Here is a 15,866-nt window from a genome sequence, read left to right as displayed (position 1 = left end):
CCGCACGGCAGCCTAACCCCGGCAGAGGCTCCACTTATCGACGCGGATATTCTGTTCAGACAACCGGGGCCAGCTCAATGCTCCGAGCGCTCATGAGGGAATTGCAAGAGGAGTTGTCCGAGCTTGATACCCGCGTTGCAGCCTATGACCGGCGGATAAGGGAAATCTTCCGTACGAATGAGCAGTGCCAGCGGCTCGGCAAAATCGAAGGCGTCGGACCTGTGACGGCAACAGCCTTGATCGCCGCCGTGGGCGATAGAAGCTGTTTCAAGAACGGCCGCCAGTTCGCGGCTTGGCTTGGCCTGGTGCCGAAGCAGCGATCCAGTGGAGGGCGGTCCCGCTTGTTCGGCATCAGCAAACGCGGCGATCGATACCTGCGGACGCTGATGATTCACGGAGCTCGCGCCGCTTTAAGCCGGGCCACTGGCAAGCAGGATCCGCGAAGCCTCTGGCTCGGCAAAATCCGGCAACGGCGCCATCCCAATGTCGCGGCCGTGGCTCTTGCCAACAAGAATGCGCGGATCGTGTGGGCTATGCTCACAGGCGACGCAGCTTATGAGCCGGCGCTGTCGGTGAAGGCGGCCTGAAGCGAAGCGGCAATCAAGGAAAGGAGGTCTCACCCGGCAATTGCAACAAATGGCAGGAGATGGCGAAACGGTCACCCCGTCGCTTCCCGAACCTGATGTGTGGACCGGCACGGCTTGCGCCGATGTCTCGGGGCGGTTGAGGTGGAAGCGGGCGAAAACCATCGAGGCTCGCGGCGGAGACGTTGTCCAGCCGCATCAAGAAGCCGGATATACGTCTGCAGTTGTGACCGTCGATCCTGATCAAGCCGGTCGTTGCAATCGGGCTGGGTCCATATACGTTCCACATATGAGTCAGAGCCAATATTGCACCCGAATGACAGCCTGAGAACGACGCTTACAAAAACTCGGCAGCCCATAGCCGATAGTTCCCCCAAATCCGCCGGACGGGGGCTTTTTTTGCACACGCATCAACTTTTGCACCGAGACATGAACAAGCTCGGGTCAAGGATCGTGTACTCGGCCAGAAGCAAGGCTGGGTGCCGAAGCCTCTTCAAGTGTCATCTTCTCAAGCATCAGATCCGTGACAAGTTTGCGGAGACGCCGGTTCTCGACCGTAAGCTCTTCCAATGCACGACGCATTTCATCCAGGCTAGCACGAGGAGGAGGCAGATTCCTGCCCGAGTTAGGTCCCACCGAAGATTGCCTGACGTCCTCGCTGAGCGGCAGTTTCCGCCAACGATGGAGCGTCATAACGCTCACGCCGAGCGTCTTACAGATGGCCACCTGAGAGCTGCCTGCTCGGGCCAATTCATCCGCCCGAGCGAGTTTCAGTTTGATCTCTTGACGAGAATGTTTTTTCATTCGGACTAGAGCGAATTCCGACCAAGTAACTCGCCGCCAGCTTGAACAGAAGGGCGGGCTTATGTCAAACAACATACAAACAATGTCTGCTAACCTACAAGTGATGATACAACGACCGTTTGTTAAGGCTACCATGATTTAATAACGCTGAATCTACTAGCATTTTGACGCCATCGGTCTGAACGGAAACAAACTTGGTGGATCCTATCTGGGAAGAGCATGATGACTGCCTTCAAATTTTCGGATGCTCCAGAGGCGCTACTGGGCAGCAACGGGGTTTGCCGGCAAAGACTTCCCGAAGGCCGGGATTGCCCAAGTAGCCCATCAGCTGAAGACGGAGAAGAAGTCCGAGGGGCTGCTGATGATCGAGCTGAAGCAGCTCGGCGAGAGGGGAGCTCAATCGCAATGTGTGCTTGGGCAGCAAATGGAGGAAATCGTCCTTGCGTTACATTTTGAGATCTTGGTTCCATCTCAGTGGTCTGGATCGCTGGCAAGTCGTTGCCGCGCAAGAGTCTTCAATCGGAGCAGCCAGTTTACTTCGTCACGTGCCATGATTGTCCGGCATCCATGCCTCTGCGGGGGCAAGCACGTCGCAACCTGATCGCGCCTCTTCACGTGCCCACCTGGCGTCGGCGAAGCTCGTGGGGCCATTCTTGCACAGCAGCAAGAACGACCATTGGGCGCGGAGCAACGACTGCAGAAGCGGTCCAACGTCCAACGAGGGGTTCGTGCTGGGGCGGACCTGATCGGGCGCAGCCGAGGCTGATCCCAGCCTTTCCTGGGGGGGATAGCAATATCCCTCCCGGACCCGCAGTGTTGGCTCGGAAGCCGGAGCCGCCAAGCAGATCGCCAAACTCGCGAGGCTAAGTGAAATGAATATGGCAAGTCGGATCTATTTCATCCTTGACACCCACAGCTCACAGCCTTAACATTCCAAATAACATTCACAGCGGGTTTGTTATCTTCTCAATCCTGAGTGGCGGCTGAATGGTCCTTCTCAAGTTAAGCTCTTCGAGATAATCGGAGCATCGCTTCGTCCGTCCCCAACAAGAACCGAGAGGGCGTCCCATGGCTATATCTTACCTGACGAAAACCGAACTGGATCGATTTCTCCATCAAAACGGAAATCACATTGAGGCGAGCGTCAGGTCGGCACTGATCGATTCGCTAGAACGTAGCGGAGTCTACAGCGATCATCCTGGCGATACTTCGAAGGCTGCGTTTCAGTCTGGGCCGTTCTCGGGGGCCGTTCCAACAGGCGTTCAGATCCTCGACATTGCGCAGTCAACCACCGTCGAGACCACGCCAAACCTGAAGGCGATTATTTTCGATGACGCCGGCGGCAAGAGGCTCGATGTGATTGGCGGACATAATGATGTGTTCATCGCTATGGGAAAAGGTTCCGATAGCGTAAACCTGTATGATTTTGGGAACGACACGGTCTATGGCGGTAGCGGCAACGACGCGATCCGCGGCGGACACGGTAACAGCTCACTTTTCGGCGGTGGAGGCAACGACAGTATCTACGGTGGCAGCGGCAACGACACTTTGGACGGCGGCAGCGGGAACGACTATCTTGAGGCGGGCAGCGGCGCTCAGCTGCTCGCAGGCGGCAGCGGCAACGACATTCTGCGAGATCTATCGTCGGGCCGCAGCACGCTTATTGGTGGCGATGGCAACGATACGCTAATTGGCGTCCAGGGCGATGTCTTTGAGGGCGGTGACGGCAATGACGTCTTCTGGGTCTACGGCGAGTCGGGAGCGAACTCGACGCTGCAGGGAGGAAACGGCAACGATACATTCCATCTTCAGACCCACACTGGAAATGATACGATTATAGGCGGCGCGGGCTCGGACACCGTGGATTTCGCCGATCGCTCCTCCTTTGAGGTTACCAAGGTCGATGTCGACGAGAAGACAAAATCCTACACGCTGCACTTCGAGGGTAGCCAGACGGTGGTGGTCAGTGGCGTCGAATATCTCCACTTCACCGATGGAGACGTGCAGCTGCCGAAGCTCTGAACCGGCGCCCGCAAGTTGCATTGAGAAAGCCCCGCTCATGGCGGGGCTTTGCCTTTGAGCTGAGCGCTTTCGCATGTTATGTACGATGTCCCTTCGCTGGTGCCTGTGTTGTGGTTTGCCAATGTTATCGTCTGGCCCTCTCACCCGGTGCGGGCACGGATTATAGTCTCTCACGATGAGGCAATTGCTCAACGCGGGCTCAGGATCCGGTCCGGCACAGCGCATCGCCCGGATGATGCTCAACCATGGTTGGGAAGAGACCCGGTTCGACATCGACCCGAACGTCAAACCAGATGTGATCGGCTCGATCCTTGAGTTGAGTGGCGCGTTCAAGCCTCAGTCCTTCGACGCGGTGTGGACATCGCACGTGCTCGAGCACCTGTATGCCCACGAGGTATATCCTACATTGCGGCAATTCCACCAGATCCTTAAGCCTGATGGTTTCGCCTTGATCATGTGCCCGGATGTGCAGTCGGTCGCTCAATTCATAGTCCAGCATGGTAGCATCGGCGCAATAGCCTATCATTCGCCGGCGGGGCCGATCAGCCCGCTGGACATGCTTTATGGACATTCGCGCGCGATCGAGGAGGGGCGCGTCCACATGGCCCACCGCACCGGATTTACGGCCGAGCGACTCGGTAATCTCCTCCTGATGGCCGGGTTTCCGACCGTTTCGGTCAGCACCCAAAATTTCGAGGTTTGTGCGCTCGCGCTGATGCCCGAGGCCGACGGCGAGGCCATCCAGAGGTCTTTGTTAGAATCCGGCTTCAATTTTCAGGAAGCCCGGTCCTGACATATCTGTGAGTGTGACCAATCATTTCCCACAATTTCGGCGATAAGTCTGCTGGCTTTTGTGCCGCTAACTGTTATGCTCACAGTGGAACGTGAAAGCATTAACATAGATGGCAGGTAGCTTGACCTCCATGACCGTCCACGGTGTCGATGACCAGAACCTCGCCGATGCAGCACCCGCATCGGCACTGGGGTGCCTGATTATCGTCGCACGACAGTACGGGCTGCACCTCACGTCCTCACAGCTCATTCAAGACAACCTTTTGCCGGACGAGAACGTCACACTCCATCAGCTTGTCCGCTGCGCGGAGAAAGCGGGCATACGCGCGAAGTGCGTCAAGCTCGATTGGGGCGGACTGTCTCATCTGAAGAAGGCGCTCCCGGTCATCGTTCGGCTTCGCAATGGGAGCCACATGGTGCTCCTGCGTGTCGATGGAGATGCCCACAATACGCGCATCGTGCTGAGGGATCCGAATGCCGCGGAAGACGCGCTGCTCGTGATCGACCAGCCACGATTTGAAGATATCTGGTCCGGCGATCTCGTCCTGATCAAACGCAACTACGAGATATCTGACGAAGCGCAGCCGTTCAGTTTCGGCCTCGTAGCCGCGCTATTGTTTCGCGAACGCCGCATGGTCCGCGATGTCGCGATTGCCGCCGTGATCCTCGGGCTTCTCGGCCTGGCGCCGATCATGTTCTGGCGCTTGTTGTCGGACAAGGTGATCTTCTACAAGGCGTACAACACGTTCTATGTGCTCTGTGTTGCGATGTTGGTGGTCATAGCCTTCGAGGCGGCGTTCTCGTTCTTGAGACAGTTCCTTGTCCATCGCTTGACGACCAGGCTGGACGTCAAATTGTCGACCTACGTCTTCGAAAAGGTCCTCAATCTTCCCATCGACTATTTCGAGCAGACGGCCGTCGGCCTCGTCGCGCGCGACATTCGCGAAGTCTTTCGCATCCGCTCGTTCCTGATGGGGCAATTGTTCGGCACCATTCTCGACTCTACGACGCTGATGTTTTTCCTGCCCGTCATGTTCTTCTTCAGCCCCGTCATGACGTTCGTGGTTCTCGCCTTGTCGGCATTGATCGTCGCGTGGCTCGTCCTGATGTTGCCGAATTACCGCAAGGCGTCTACTGGCGTGCTGGCCGCGGAGGGCGCGCAGGGCGCATTCTTGGTTCAAACCTTGAATGGCATCCGGACGATCAAGTCGCTCGCGCTCGATACGCGGCAGCGCCACATGTGGGATGTTCTGGTCGCACGCGTTGCCAAGGCCCGGCTCGTGGAAGGCATGACTGGAAACGCCATCCAGTCGGTGGTGCGTCCGCTGGAGCGGCTGGCCGTCAGCGGCTCCTATGCGCTCGGAGTCTATCTAGCGCTCGAAAGCAACGACCCGGTCTATATCGGGGCGCTGTTCTCATTCCTGCTGCTGTCGCAGCGCGTCTCGGGTCCGCTGATGCAGATGGCACAGCTCATCAATCAATACGACGAGGCGCGAAGTGCGGTTGCAATCGTCGGCAATCTCGTCAACCTTCCGGCGGAAGAGGGACGTTCCGGCCATGGTGTGCGTTCGCCGCTCGAGGGCAAGGTGGAGTTCTCCGGCGTCACCTTCAAATACAAGGGAGCGCTATCGCCCACGCTGAACAACATCTCCTTCGAAATTCCGGTGGGGACGACTTTGGGCGTGATGGGCAAGAGCGGATCCGGCAAGACCACGGTTACGCGTCTGCTGCAGCGGCTGCATTCCGACTATGAGGGATTGATCAAGATCGATGGCATCGACGTTCGCGAGTACGACATCGACCATCTCCGTCGCAACGTGGGTGTGGTGCTCCAGGAGAATTTTCTGTTCAGTGGGACCATCCGCGAAAACATCACCGCGGCCAAGCCGGACGCGTCGTTCGATGATGTGGTCAGGGCGGCGAGGCTGGCGGGCGCGGAAGAATTCATCGACAAGCTGCCGCGTGGCTACGAGACGCATATCTATGAAGGTTCGCCGAACCTCTCGGGAGGGCAGCGGCAGCGGCTTGCGATTGCGCGTGCGTTGATCGTCAACCCGCCGATCCTGATTCTCGATGAGGCGACAAGCGCGCTGGACGCCGACAGCGAGGCGATCGTGAACGCCAACATAACGCGCATCGCGCATGGCCGGACGCTGATCATCATCTCGCATCGCCTGTCGTCCCTGACAAAGGCGGACGCAATTCTCGTGCTTAATCGTGGTGTGGTCGACGATGTCGGGCGGCATGAGGAGCTCATGGCGCGCAACGATATCTACAGCTCGCTGTGGTATCAGCAGAACATGCATTTGGCGCCGGCAGCCCGCAACGATCGTTCAAGATCCGGGAGTCCGACGCTTGTCTCCTGATGGTGCGCTTGCGACCGTTCGCCAATTTCAATCGGAAACGGATGCGATCCGAGAGGAGGCTGAGCCACTGGTCGCACGAGCAACGCTGTTTGTGCTCTCGGCCTTCCTGGTCACGATCGTTGCCATTCTGGCTCTGACGCGGATAGATCGCGTCATCACCAGCGTTGGGGGGCGGATCGTGCCGGTGGGACAGATCAGCGTCCTTCAGGCGCTGGATCCATCGATCATTAAGACGATTGACGTGCGGGAAGGCGAGCAGGTCCAACCGGGACAGCTTATTGCAACCCTGGACGCGACCTTTACGTCGGCGGACCTGACCCAGGCGAAGTTGCAGATCGCTAGCCTCGAGACTCAGGTGGCGCGCGATGAAGCCGAGCTGAACCAGCATCCGCTGGTTTTTGCGAGCAAGACAGACCCGGACTACCAGAAATACGCAGCCTTGCAGAAGGCGCTCTATGATCAGCGGACAGCGCAATATACCGCGCAGATCAATAGTTTCGATTCGAAGATCAAGCAGACCCAAGCGACAATGGAGAAACTTCGCGGGGACGATGCGAGATATCGGCAGCGTGACGAGATCTTGCAGAAGATCGAGACCATGCGAACCACGCTGGCCGAGCACGGCACGGGCTCGCAGCTCAATATGTTTATCTCTCAGGACACAAGGCTTGAATTGCTGCGGACCCTGGAGAATACCCATAACAGTCTAATCGAAGCCCAGAATACGCTCGCCGCGTCAATCGCGGACCGTGACGCCTTCAAGCAGCAATGGTTTGCGCAACTGAGTCAGGATCTCGTGACGACCCGCAACAAGCTCGACGAGGCGAGAGCCTCTTATGAGAAGGCGCTCAGGCACCAGGATCTGGTCCGATTGACCGCCGCCGAAGACTCAGTCGTGTTGACGATGGCAAGGCTCTCGGTCGGGTCGGTGCTGAAGCCCGGCGATCCCTTCATTACCCTGATGCCGACCGATACCAAGCTCGAGGCTGAAATTCGCATTGCCTCGCGCGATGTCGGTTTCATCCGGCCCGGAGACCCGTGCACGATGCGGATTGATGCGTTCAATGCCGCGGAGCATGGTACAGCCGACGGCAAAGTGCGCTGGATCAGCGAGGGCGCCTTCACCACCGACGACGATGGAAAGCCTATCGAGGCCTACTACAAGGCGCGGTGCTCGGTGGACTCGACCAACTTCAAGGATGTTCCGAAAAACTTCCGCCTGATTCCCGGCATGACGCTTGCGGGAGACGTCCATGTCGGCACGCGTGCGGTCGGAATGTATCTGCTTGGCGGAATGCTGAAGGGCATCCGGGAGGCCATGCGTGAGCCATGACGGCATTGACCCGATCGCTCCTCCAATGGCTTCGCCCCGCGTCTCACAGATCTGACGAAAGGCGGCTTGGTCCCGCAGAGGCAGCGTTCGAGCGCGGTCACTATCTGGAGGCACTTAAGCTCTGGAAGCGTGCCTCGCAAAACGGCAACGCGGAAGCGGACTATCGGATCGGCATGCTCTACGCCAAGAACCTGGGAGTGGCGGGCAGCATTCCGGACGCGGCGGTGTGGTACGAACGGGCGGCACAGCGAGGTCACGCCGAGGCGCAATATCAACTCGGCCTGATCTATCTGTACGGAGTCAACGCCAGCCTCGGACCGAATAGGCCGGAGATCTGGCGTCAATCCTCCGCCGCGCGATTGGGCGATACCGCGTCGAATGTGCATCACCTGATATTCCCGCACGGGACCAGTGTCGTTAAGGATATTTGCGCCGCGTTTCGCTGGATATCAGCCGCGGCCGAAGCCGGCAAAGCGGATGCTCAGACCATCCTGGGCAATCTCTACAGCGAAGGGCAGGGGTGCACGAAGGACTTCGCTGCTGCACTTCGGTGGTATCAGGCGGCGGCTAATCAGAAATTTGCTCCGGCTGAGTTCGCGCTCGGCGATGTCTATTATCAGGGACGCGGCGTACTCGTCGATTTCGCGCAGGCTGCGATCTGGTATGGCAAGGCCGCCGCGCAGGATCACGTGAGGGCGCAGATTGGGCTCGCATTCATGACGTTGAAGGGTATGGGCTTGCCCGAGAACCCGACTGAGGCTGCTCGCCTGTTCCAGAGTGCGGCCACGCATGATGATCCGATCGCACTCTACAACATCGGTCTGTTACGGCTCAGCGGCAAGGGCGTCGCCAAAGACCTCGATCGCGCCGAGACCGCGCTGCGCAAGGCGGCGCGGAAGGATTACCTTCCGGCAATTCAGGCACTCGCGGAATTCTATTCGAACGGAGCCGTTGCCGAGCCCGATTTGCGGGAGGCGGCCGTTTGGTACGAGAAGGCCGCCGAGCGGGGCGATGTGCGGGCGCAATTCTTCGTCGGCCGGTTCTATGCGACTGGTGTCGGTGTCTCGCCCAACATTCGTCAGGCCGCGAAATGGTTCGAGCGCGCGGCCGAAAATGGCCATGCCACTGCGGCATTCAACGTTGCGATCTTCTATCTCAACGGCTCCGGCGTTCAGCGCAACGTGGAGGCCGCGATCAAATGGTTCGAACGTGCCGCAGATGGCGGCATCAGCGCCGCACAGGTGCAACTCGGCAAGCTCTATTCGACCGGTGCGGGCGTTCCAAAAGATCAGGAAATGGCGTCGGAATGGTTGAGCAGGGCCGCCGGTAGCGGAGATCCTGACGCCAAGACCGCCTATGCGCTCTTCCTGCTTCATCAGAATGCGTCCGATGATGACGTTGCACGCGCGCACTCTTTGTTGGGAGAGGCCGCCGAGGCCGGTCATCCCCCGGCGGCGTTTCAACTGGGCGCGCTGAAGATGGGTAAGTTCGGCGGGACCGCCGATATGCTAGGCGCCACCCCATGGCTCACGCGGGCGGCGGATGCCGGCCATGTCGAGGCGCAGTACATGCTGGGACTTCTCCATCTGGATTCGAAGAGCGGCGTGGGGAATGCGCAGGCAGCATCATCGTGGATGACCAAGGCGGCGCGCGCGGGGCATGCAGCGGCGCAATTCGAACTGGCCGTCATGTACTGCACGGGCTACGGAGTGGGCCTGGATCTTGCAGAGGGTGTGAACTGGTACGAAGCCGCTGCGGAGCAGGGACATACGGTCGCGCAGTACAACCTCGCCGTGATGCTCGGGAGGGGACAGGGGCGCGAGGCTGACGTGACGACGGCGACGGAATGGTTTCAGAGGGCCGCCGAGCGAGGCATGGCGGAAGCGCAGGTTGCGCTGGGCGACGCGTTGATGTCGGGCCGAGGCACCGCGCAAGATCGCGACGCAGCGGTCAATTGGTACCAATACGCGGCTCGGCAACGCAATGAAGGCGCCGTGCGGCGCCTCCAGTCGATCGGCGCGACAAGCGACGGGACTTTTACACTGGAGACAGAAGCTTTGCGCTAGTCTGCCAGTGCGGAACGAAGCGCCCAATGCATGAGTGAGTAACAATGGCTGATTTCCTTTCGAAGCTCGCGCGCGACGCCGGTCAAAGAGAACCTCGGGCGAGGCGCAGCGCCGCCGCAAGGCTGCAATCCAGGTCAGAGCCGGGCGCCACAAAACTAAACAGTTCTGCGAAGGAGGTCGCCGCCGAGGGACCGGCGAGCAGACAGACGGAGCCGCCGCGCGAAGTCGAGCAGCCAGCGCCGGCCGCCGACCTTCCAGATGCCGCGCGCACCCTCAAGGGCCTCGGTCTGTTCGACGAGGATTTCTACGCCGCGAGTTATCCGGACGTGATCGCGGTCGGCGCCGATCCGTTCGAGCATTTCTTCCTCTATGGCTACAGGGAAGGTCGTAAGCCAAATCCGATCTTCGACCCGATCTGGTACGTCACAACCTATCCCGATGTGCAGGACGCGAATGCGCATCCGTTCCTGCACTATGCGACGGTCGGCGAGCGCGATGGGCGGCGGCCAAGTCCCTATTTTCAGCCGGCCTGGTATCGGGAGAAGTACGGCATTCCGGAAGGCGAGAGCCCGCTCGCGCACTATCTGAAGAACCGCCTCGGCCCGTTCAGCCCGATCCCAGAATTTGACGCGCAATATTATCGTCAGACCTATCAGGACGTGGCAGCGGCCGGCGTCGATCCGTTCGAGCACTTCATCTTTCATGGCTACAAGGAAGGTCGCAACCCGTCGGCGGAGTTCGACACCAAGTTCTACATTCAGCGCTATTTCAAGGGTAAGACGGACCAGAATCCACTTCTGCACTATCTCGAGCATCGCCACGAGGATGGCATCTATCCGTCACCTCCGGAGAACGAAGCCACCATTCCAGCCGAGATTAAGCGGTTCACCCGTCCGAGCCCGCTGTTCGAGGAACTGCGTCCATTGCCGGCCGGCGCAAAGCCGCGCGCCAAGGTGCTGGCCTACCATCTGACGCAGTTTCACGCTTTCCCTGAGAACGATAAATGGTGGGGCACCGGCTTCACCGAATGGACGAACATTGCGCGCGGCATACCTCGGTTTAAGGATCACTACCAGCCGCGGCTTCCGCGCGACCTCGGTTTCTACTCTCTCGCCGACGTCGAAACTATGCGCAAGCAGGCGAAGTTCGCCAAGGCGGCGGGCATCCACGGCTTCGTCTATTACTACTACTGGTTCAACGGCAAGCGCCTCCTGGAAAAGCCGCTGGAGCAATTCCTGAAGACGCGCGATATCAACATGCCGTTCTGCTTGATGTGGGCCAACGAAAACTGGACACGGCGGTGGGACGGCATGGAGGGCGAGGTCCTGATTTCGCAGGACTACCTGTCCGACGATGACGAGCGCCTGTTGTCGGACTTCAATCGGCACTTCAAGGACAAACGCTACATCCGTGTCCAGGGCCGTCCGCTCCTGATGATTTATCGGCCGCGCCTCATTCCGGACACGGCAAACGTCATCGCGCGCTGGCGCGCGATCTTCGCGAAGAGATTCAACGAAGATCCGATCATCATCATGAGCCAGAGTTTTGATGATTACGATCCAACTGCGAACGGCATGGACGGCGCGATCGAATTTCCGCCGCACAAGCTTACCAAATATGTGCCGCTGGTGAACTCCGAAGCCAAGATCCTGGACGATACCTATGCGGGGCAAATCTACAGCTACGACGACGTCGCCAAATATTCGCTTGATGAGCCGCGTCCGAATTTTCCGCTGATCAAGACGGTGGTGCCGAGTTGGGACAACGATGCGCGCCGGCAAGGCTCGGGCCTCGTGATCCAGGGCTCGACCCCGCAGAAATACGAGGCGTGGTTGTCAGCGCTGGTCGAGCAGGCGCAGACCCATACCTTTTTTGGCGAATCGTTCGTCTGTATCAATGCCTGGAACGAATGGTGCGAGGGCGCGTATCTCGAGCCCGATCTCCATTTCGGTTCGGCTTACCTGAACGCCACCGCGCGCGCGGCCACTGGTCTGACCCGCGATCTGTCAGTGCCCAAGATTCTGCTGGTCGGACATGATGCGTTTCCCAGCGGCGCGCAGCATCTCTTGCTGAACATCGGCAAGACGCTGCGCAGCGCCTTCAATATCGAGATCGACTTTCTCCTGCTTCAGGGCGGAGCGATGGAAGCCGAATACGCCGCGGTCGCGCCGCTCACCGTACTCAAGCAGGCTTCCGAGATCCCTGCGACCCTACGACAGTTCCGGGAAAAGGGCTTTACAGCGGCCATCGCCAACACGGCCGCGAGCGGGCGCGCCGCAAAATTCCTCGTCGAAATGGGCTTTCGGACCGTTTCCCTGGTCCACGAATTGCCGCGGATCCTGCACGAGAAGCACCTGGAAGAGGTCGCGCGCGCGGCGATTGGGAGCGCGCATCGTGTGGTGTTCGCCTCGGATTTCGTGCGCGACAAGCTCATCGAAGCGCTTGGGCTTGATGGGACCGATGAGCGTTTCGTCATTCGCGCGCAAGGCAGTTACAAGCAGATCGAACCGGCTCCGACGGAAGCCGGGCTCGTTCGCACCGAATTTGGCATTTCGGCTGCCGATAAGATGGTGCTCAGCGTCGGCTACGCCGATCTGCGCAAGGGCTTTGACCTGTTTTTGCAAGTCTGGAATCTGGTTCGACGACGCAATGCAGATGTCCATTTTTGCTGGGCGGGCGGCGTCGATCCCGGTCTCCTGCAATGGCTCGGACCGGAGATCAAGCGAGCTGAGGCCACGGGCCATTTTCATCTCGCCGGCTATCGTTCGGACATGCAGGCGCTCTATTCAGCCTCCGACGTTTACGCGCTGACCTCGCGCGAGGATCCGTTCCCGACGGTGGCGCTAGAGGCGCTCAGCGTCGGCGTGCCCGTCGTTGCGTTCCAGGACTCTGGCGGCATCCCCGGGCTCCTTCTCAAGGAGAATGTCGGCCGCGTAGTGCCCTATTGCGATGTGCCAGCGATGGCGCAGGCTGTGGAGAACGTTCTGCGCCGGACGCCATCGGACGCCGAGCGTACTCGCATGACCGAAATCATTCAGACCAAGTTCGCTTTCGCGGACTATGTCCGCGATCTCTTGCGGCTTGCAATTCCGTCGCTACCCACCGTGTCGGTTGCAGTGCCGAACTACAACTACGTGCACTGCCTGCCGGAGCGGCTTTACACCATTTTCGACCAGAACCATCCGGTCGAGGAGGTCATCGTGCTCGACGACTGCTCGTCCGATGGCAGCATTTCCGTTATCGTGAAGCTTGCGGATCAGCGCCAGCGCGATCTCACGCTCGTCATCAACGAACAGAATTCCGGCTCGGTGTTCGCGCAATGGGCCAAGGCTGCCGAGATGGCGAAGGGGGAGTTCCTTTGGATCGCCGAGGCCGACGATCTCTCGGAGCCGACCTTCATCTCCAGTCTGCTCGCATTGATGAGCGGTGACCCCGACATCACATTCGGCTTCACCGACTCCAAATCCATTGATGCCGATGGAGCCCATCTCTATGCGAGCTACAAGCCTTATTACGCTACAATCGAGCCAGGCGCATTGTCGCGGACCGAGGTGTTCGATGGTCGCGACTTCGTGGCCCGCTACCTCGGCGTTCGGAATACGATTCTGAATGTCAGCTCGGTCCTGTGGCGCCGAGAGGCGCTGTTGCGCGCGCTCAATGCCTGCCGTGACCGTCTTAAGGAGTTCCGGATGGCTGGCGATTGGCTGCTCTATCTCGAGACCCTTGAGATGCCGGGCGCGAAAATCGCCTATGTCGCGGATCCCCTCAACGTTCACCGCCGCCATGCGGCGAGCGTCACCCATTCGTTGAAAGTGCAAAGGCACATCGAAGAGATCGACACCATACACCGTCTGACGCGAGAGCGGATCCGCTTTGGAGAGCGGGAACTGGGAGCCCAGGCGGTCTATCTCCAGGAAGTGTCGGCCCAATTGCTGGCGACAGCCGCCGACGCTGAGAAGCCGAAGCGGACAGCAAGAGCTGCCACGCGCACTGCGGCCGAGAGGTGATCGCGGTTACTGCAACTAGGGGCGTTTTTGGGTGATTTGATGTTTGTACCTTCTGCTGAATCGTTGATGAGCGCGTTAAACCTCGACAAGTCCGCTTTGGATGGTTCCGGCCAAGTCAAAGTGCCGGCAGGCTTGCTCAAGCTGTTGTTACAGATCGCCATAGCCGCTGCCGAGTTCGACGAGGACAGCTATTTGCGGGAGAATCCCGACGTCGCAAAAGCCGTTTCTCGTAGGGAGATCGAGAGTGCACACATGCACTACATAGGCTTCGGCTACTTTGAGGGCCGCCGTGGAGGAGGGCCGGCCGTGGATGCCGAATGGTATCTCGGCAAATACCCCGACGTCGCGGCAGCCGTAAGGGATGGTCGGGTGAAATCAGCGGAAGCGCACTTTCTATCAATTGGTGGCGGCGAAGGGCGATCGCCTGCGGCTGACTATGAGGGGGAGGCGGCGCAATGGAAATCAGCGATCAAGGGAAGGTAGGATGAAGATGCGGTGACGATCCTTGTTGTGGCCGCAAAGTTATTTGGATGATGGTGATCAATAGCAATAAACGCGCTACATTTTGGTCTAGGATCGATATCGCCTCCGGAGGAGCACAGTGAAAATTTTTCTGCTTGGAGCAACGCCGAGCTTTTCTGCGCAAGTTGGCGAAGATCCAATATCAAAATTGGCGAAGACCGGAGGTAATACCGGGAACCAGTTGATTGCGCGCGGATTACTTGATCGTATCGTCTACGACGGCCTCTCGTGGGATCACAGTATCGATCCCCGGGCGGTGCATGAGCGCTTCGACATGATTGTCGTTGCGGCGGCCAACTTTCTATTTCCAACATTCGATTTTGGCGGCATGGCGCAATACATCGAGCGCGCCGACTTGCCGGTGGCGGTAGTTGGTCTCGGAGCTCAATCAAACAACTACGATCCGAACATAAACTTGATGCCTGGCACCGAGCGGTTCGTGAAGGTTGTTGCCGAACGTGCCGTCAGCATCGGCGTTCGCGGCCCCCACACGCAAGAAGTTCTCGCGCTTCGAGGTGTACACAATGTGACTGTGACCGGCTGCCCTTCTTACTACATGGGAGGACCTCACGGCATGAACTTCCCCCAGCGGCCGTTCGAAGAAGTCAGGCGCCTTTCCATCAACGCGTCGCGAGACGTCGTCGCTCATTCATTCGACAAGGAACGGATGCTTCGGCTCGTGCGCGAAATCTACGGTACGGGACTTTCCTGGAATGCGGATTTCGTTGCTCAAAGCGAGCAGGCCGAAATCAGTCTGGCAGACAAGCAGGCTCGGAATTCTGAAGAAGCGTTAAAGGAAATTGCAACGTTCTTGGCGAACGTCGCCCCCGAGGCCGACGTGCGGAAGTGGGCGGCCGATCATGTGCGGGTCTTCTTCGATGTGGATGACTGGCTCGATACCGTTCAGAACTACGATTTCGTGTTCGGGAGTCGCTTTCACGGCTGCATGGCCGCTCTACAACGCGGCGTTCCTGCTCTTGTCATCTGTCACGATACAAGGACGGAGGATATGTGTCGGTTCCTGGGTATGCCATTCGTCTCCATCGTTGATCTTGATAAAATTGATGTGGCGCAACTCTATAGTCGTGTCGGGCTCGGCAGTCTCGCGCGACGCTATCAAGGGCTCTATCCAGCATACACGCGATTTCTCTCGGCTAACAAACTCATCGTCAAGAACTGACCGTCTCTAGCTCAGATCCCCGGACTGCAGCGGAGCATGTAAGCGCGTCCGGATTGACCGTGAACTGGTCGTCCGTGAAGAACCTGAACTTCAGTTCGGAACGAGCTGAAGTTGGAGGATGAGCTGGACGAGGATTTGGCGCAACAAGAGCTGCAGCCAGCGGAGGAGGCGCCGGAAGTTGTAGCCGGCG

General features: G+C 58.9%; 10 protein-coding genes. 9 read left to right on the top strand and 1 reads right to left on the bottom strand.

Annotation, left to right across the window (positions count from 1 at the left end; genetic code table 11):
* Positions 1-77 precede the first annotated feature (77 nt).
* Positions 78-587 (top strand): IS110 family RNA-guided transposase, encoded by a 510-nt coding sequence (locus D6B98_RS38410; protein ID WP_502699965.1) that lies wholly within the window; start codon positions 78-80, stop codon positions 585-587.
* Positions 588-1,028: 441 nt separating this feature from the next.
* Here D6B98_RS38410 and D6B98_RS42095 read toward each other — a convergent pair whose 3' ends face one another.
* Complete coding sequence (locus D6B98_RS42095) at positions 1,029-1,388, bottom strand: transposase (RefSeq protein WP_126262097.1); 360 nt, start codon at positions 1,386-1,388, stop codon at positions 1,029-1,031.
* A gap of 1,068 nt (positions 1,389-2,456) precedes the next feature.
* On the opposite strand from D6B98_RS42095, the gene D6B98_RS38395 reads away from it, so the two are divergent.
* The 8 genes from D6B98_RS38395 (at position 2,457) to D6B98_RS38360 (ending at position 15,676) form a co-directional block, all read left to right on the top strand.
* Positions 2,457-3,410: a calcium-binding protein gene (locus tag D6B98_RS38395; RefSeq protein ID WP_126262096.1), complete on the top strand. Its 954-nt coding sequence runs from the start codon at positions 2,457-2,459 to the stop codon at positions 3,408-3,410.
* 175 nt (positions 3,411-3,585) lie between these two features.
* Positions 3,586-4,203 (top strand): class I SAM-dependent methyltransferase, encoded by a 618-nt coding sequence (locus D6B98_RS38390; RefSeq protein WP_126262095.1) that lies wholly within the window; start codon positions 3,586-3,588, stop codon positions 4,201-4,203.
* Between the two features lie 130 nt (positions 4,204-4,333).
* Positions 4,334-6,568 (top strand): peptidase domain-containing ABC transporter, encoded by a 2,235-nt coding sequence (locus D6B98_RS38385; RefSeq protein WP_126262094.1) that lies wholly within the window; start codon positions 4,334-4,336, stop codon positions 6,566-6,568.
* On the top strand, positions 6,558-7,901 hold the full coding sequence (locus D6B98_RS38380) for an HlyD family type I secretion periplasmic adaptor subunit (RefSeq protein WP_126262093.1): 1,344 nt from the start codon (positions 6,558-6,560) through the stop codon (positions 7,899-7,901). Before D6B98_RS38385 ends, D6B98_RS38380 begins: the two co-directional genes overlap by 11 nt.
* On the top strand, positions 7,898-9,967 hold the full coding sequence (locus D6B98_RS38375; RefSeq protein ID WP_126262092.1) for a tetratricopeptide repeat protein: 2,070 nt from the start codon (positions 7,898-7,900) through the stop codon (positions 9,965-9,967). The genes D6B98_RS38380 and D6B98_RS38375 overlap by 4 nt, the downstream gene beginning before the upstream one ends.
* Before the next feature lie 44 nt (positions 9,968-10,011).
* Positions 10,012-13,974 carry a glycoside hydrolase family 99-like domain-containing protein gene (locus tag D6B98_RS38370; protein ID WP_235884938.1) on the top strand — a complete coding sequence of 1,321 codons (3,963 nt, stop codon included), beginning with the start codon at positions 10,012-10,014 and terminating at the stop codon, positions 13,972-13,974.
* Between the two features lie 27 nt (positions 13,975-14,001).
* Positions 14,002-14,457, top strand: a complete 456-nt coding sequence (locus D6B98_RS38365; RefSeq protein ID WP_235884937.1) for a hypothetical protein — start codon at positions 14,002-14,004, stop codon at positions 14,455-14,457.
* 118 nt (positions 14,458-14,575) lie between these two features.
* Positions 14,576-15,676, top strand: coding sequence for a polysaccharide pyruvyl transferase family protein (locus D6B98_RS38360; protein ID WP_126262091.1), 1,101 nt, complete (start codon positions 14,576-14,578; stop codon positions 15,674-15,676).
* Positions 15,677-15,866 lie beyond the last annotated feature (190 nt).

The organism is Bradyrhizobium sp. LVM 105, assembly GCF_003957705.1.
In the GTDB taxonomy this organism is placed as follows: domain Bacteria; phylum Pseudomonadota; class Alphaproteobacteria; order Rhizobiales; family Xanthobacteraceae; genus Bradyrhizobium; species Bradyrhizobium frederickii.
This window is presented reverse-complemented; position numbering and strand designations above follow the sequence as displayed.

What these genes read in the sequence shown, in the direction of transcription:
- D6B98_RS38410 (WP_502699965.1), top strand. Translation starts at nt 78, where the DNA reads ATGCTCCGAGCGCTCATGAGGGAATTGCAAGAGGAGTTGTCCGAGCTT.
- D6B98_RS42095 (WP_126262097.1), bottom strand. Translation starts at nt 1,388, where the DNA reads ATGAAAAAACATTCTCGTCAAGAGATCAAACTGAAACTCGCTCGGGCG.
- D6B98_RS38395 (WP_126262096.1), top strand. Translation starts at nt 2,457, where the DNA reads ATGGCTATATCTTACCTGACGAAAACCGAACTGGATCGATTTCTCCAT.
- D6B98_RS38390 (WP_126262095.1), top strand. Translation starts at nt 3,586, where the DNA reads ATGAGGCAATTGCTCAACGCGGGCTCAGGATCCGGTCCGGCACAGCGC.
- D6B98_RS38385 (WP_126262094.1), top strand. Translation starts at nt 4,334, where the DNA reads ATGACCGTCCACGGTGTCGATGACCAGAACCTCGCCGATGCAGCACCC.
- D6B98_RS38375 (WP_126262092.1), top strand. Translation starts at nt 7,898, where the DNA reads ATGACGGCATTGACCCGATCGCTCCTCCAATGGCTTCGCCCCGCGTCT.
- D6B98_RS38370 (WP_235884938.1), top strand. Translation starts at nt 10,012, where the DNA reads ATGGCTGATTTCCTTTCGAAGCTCGCGCGCGACGCCGGTCAAAGAGAA.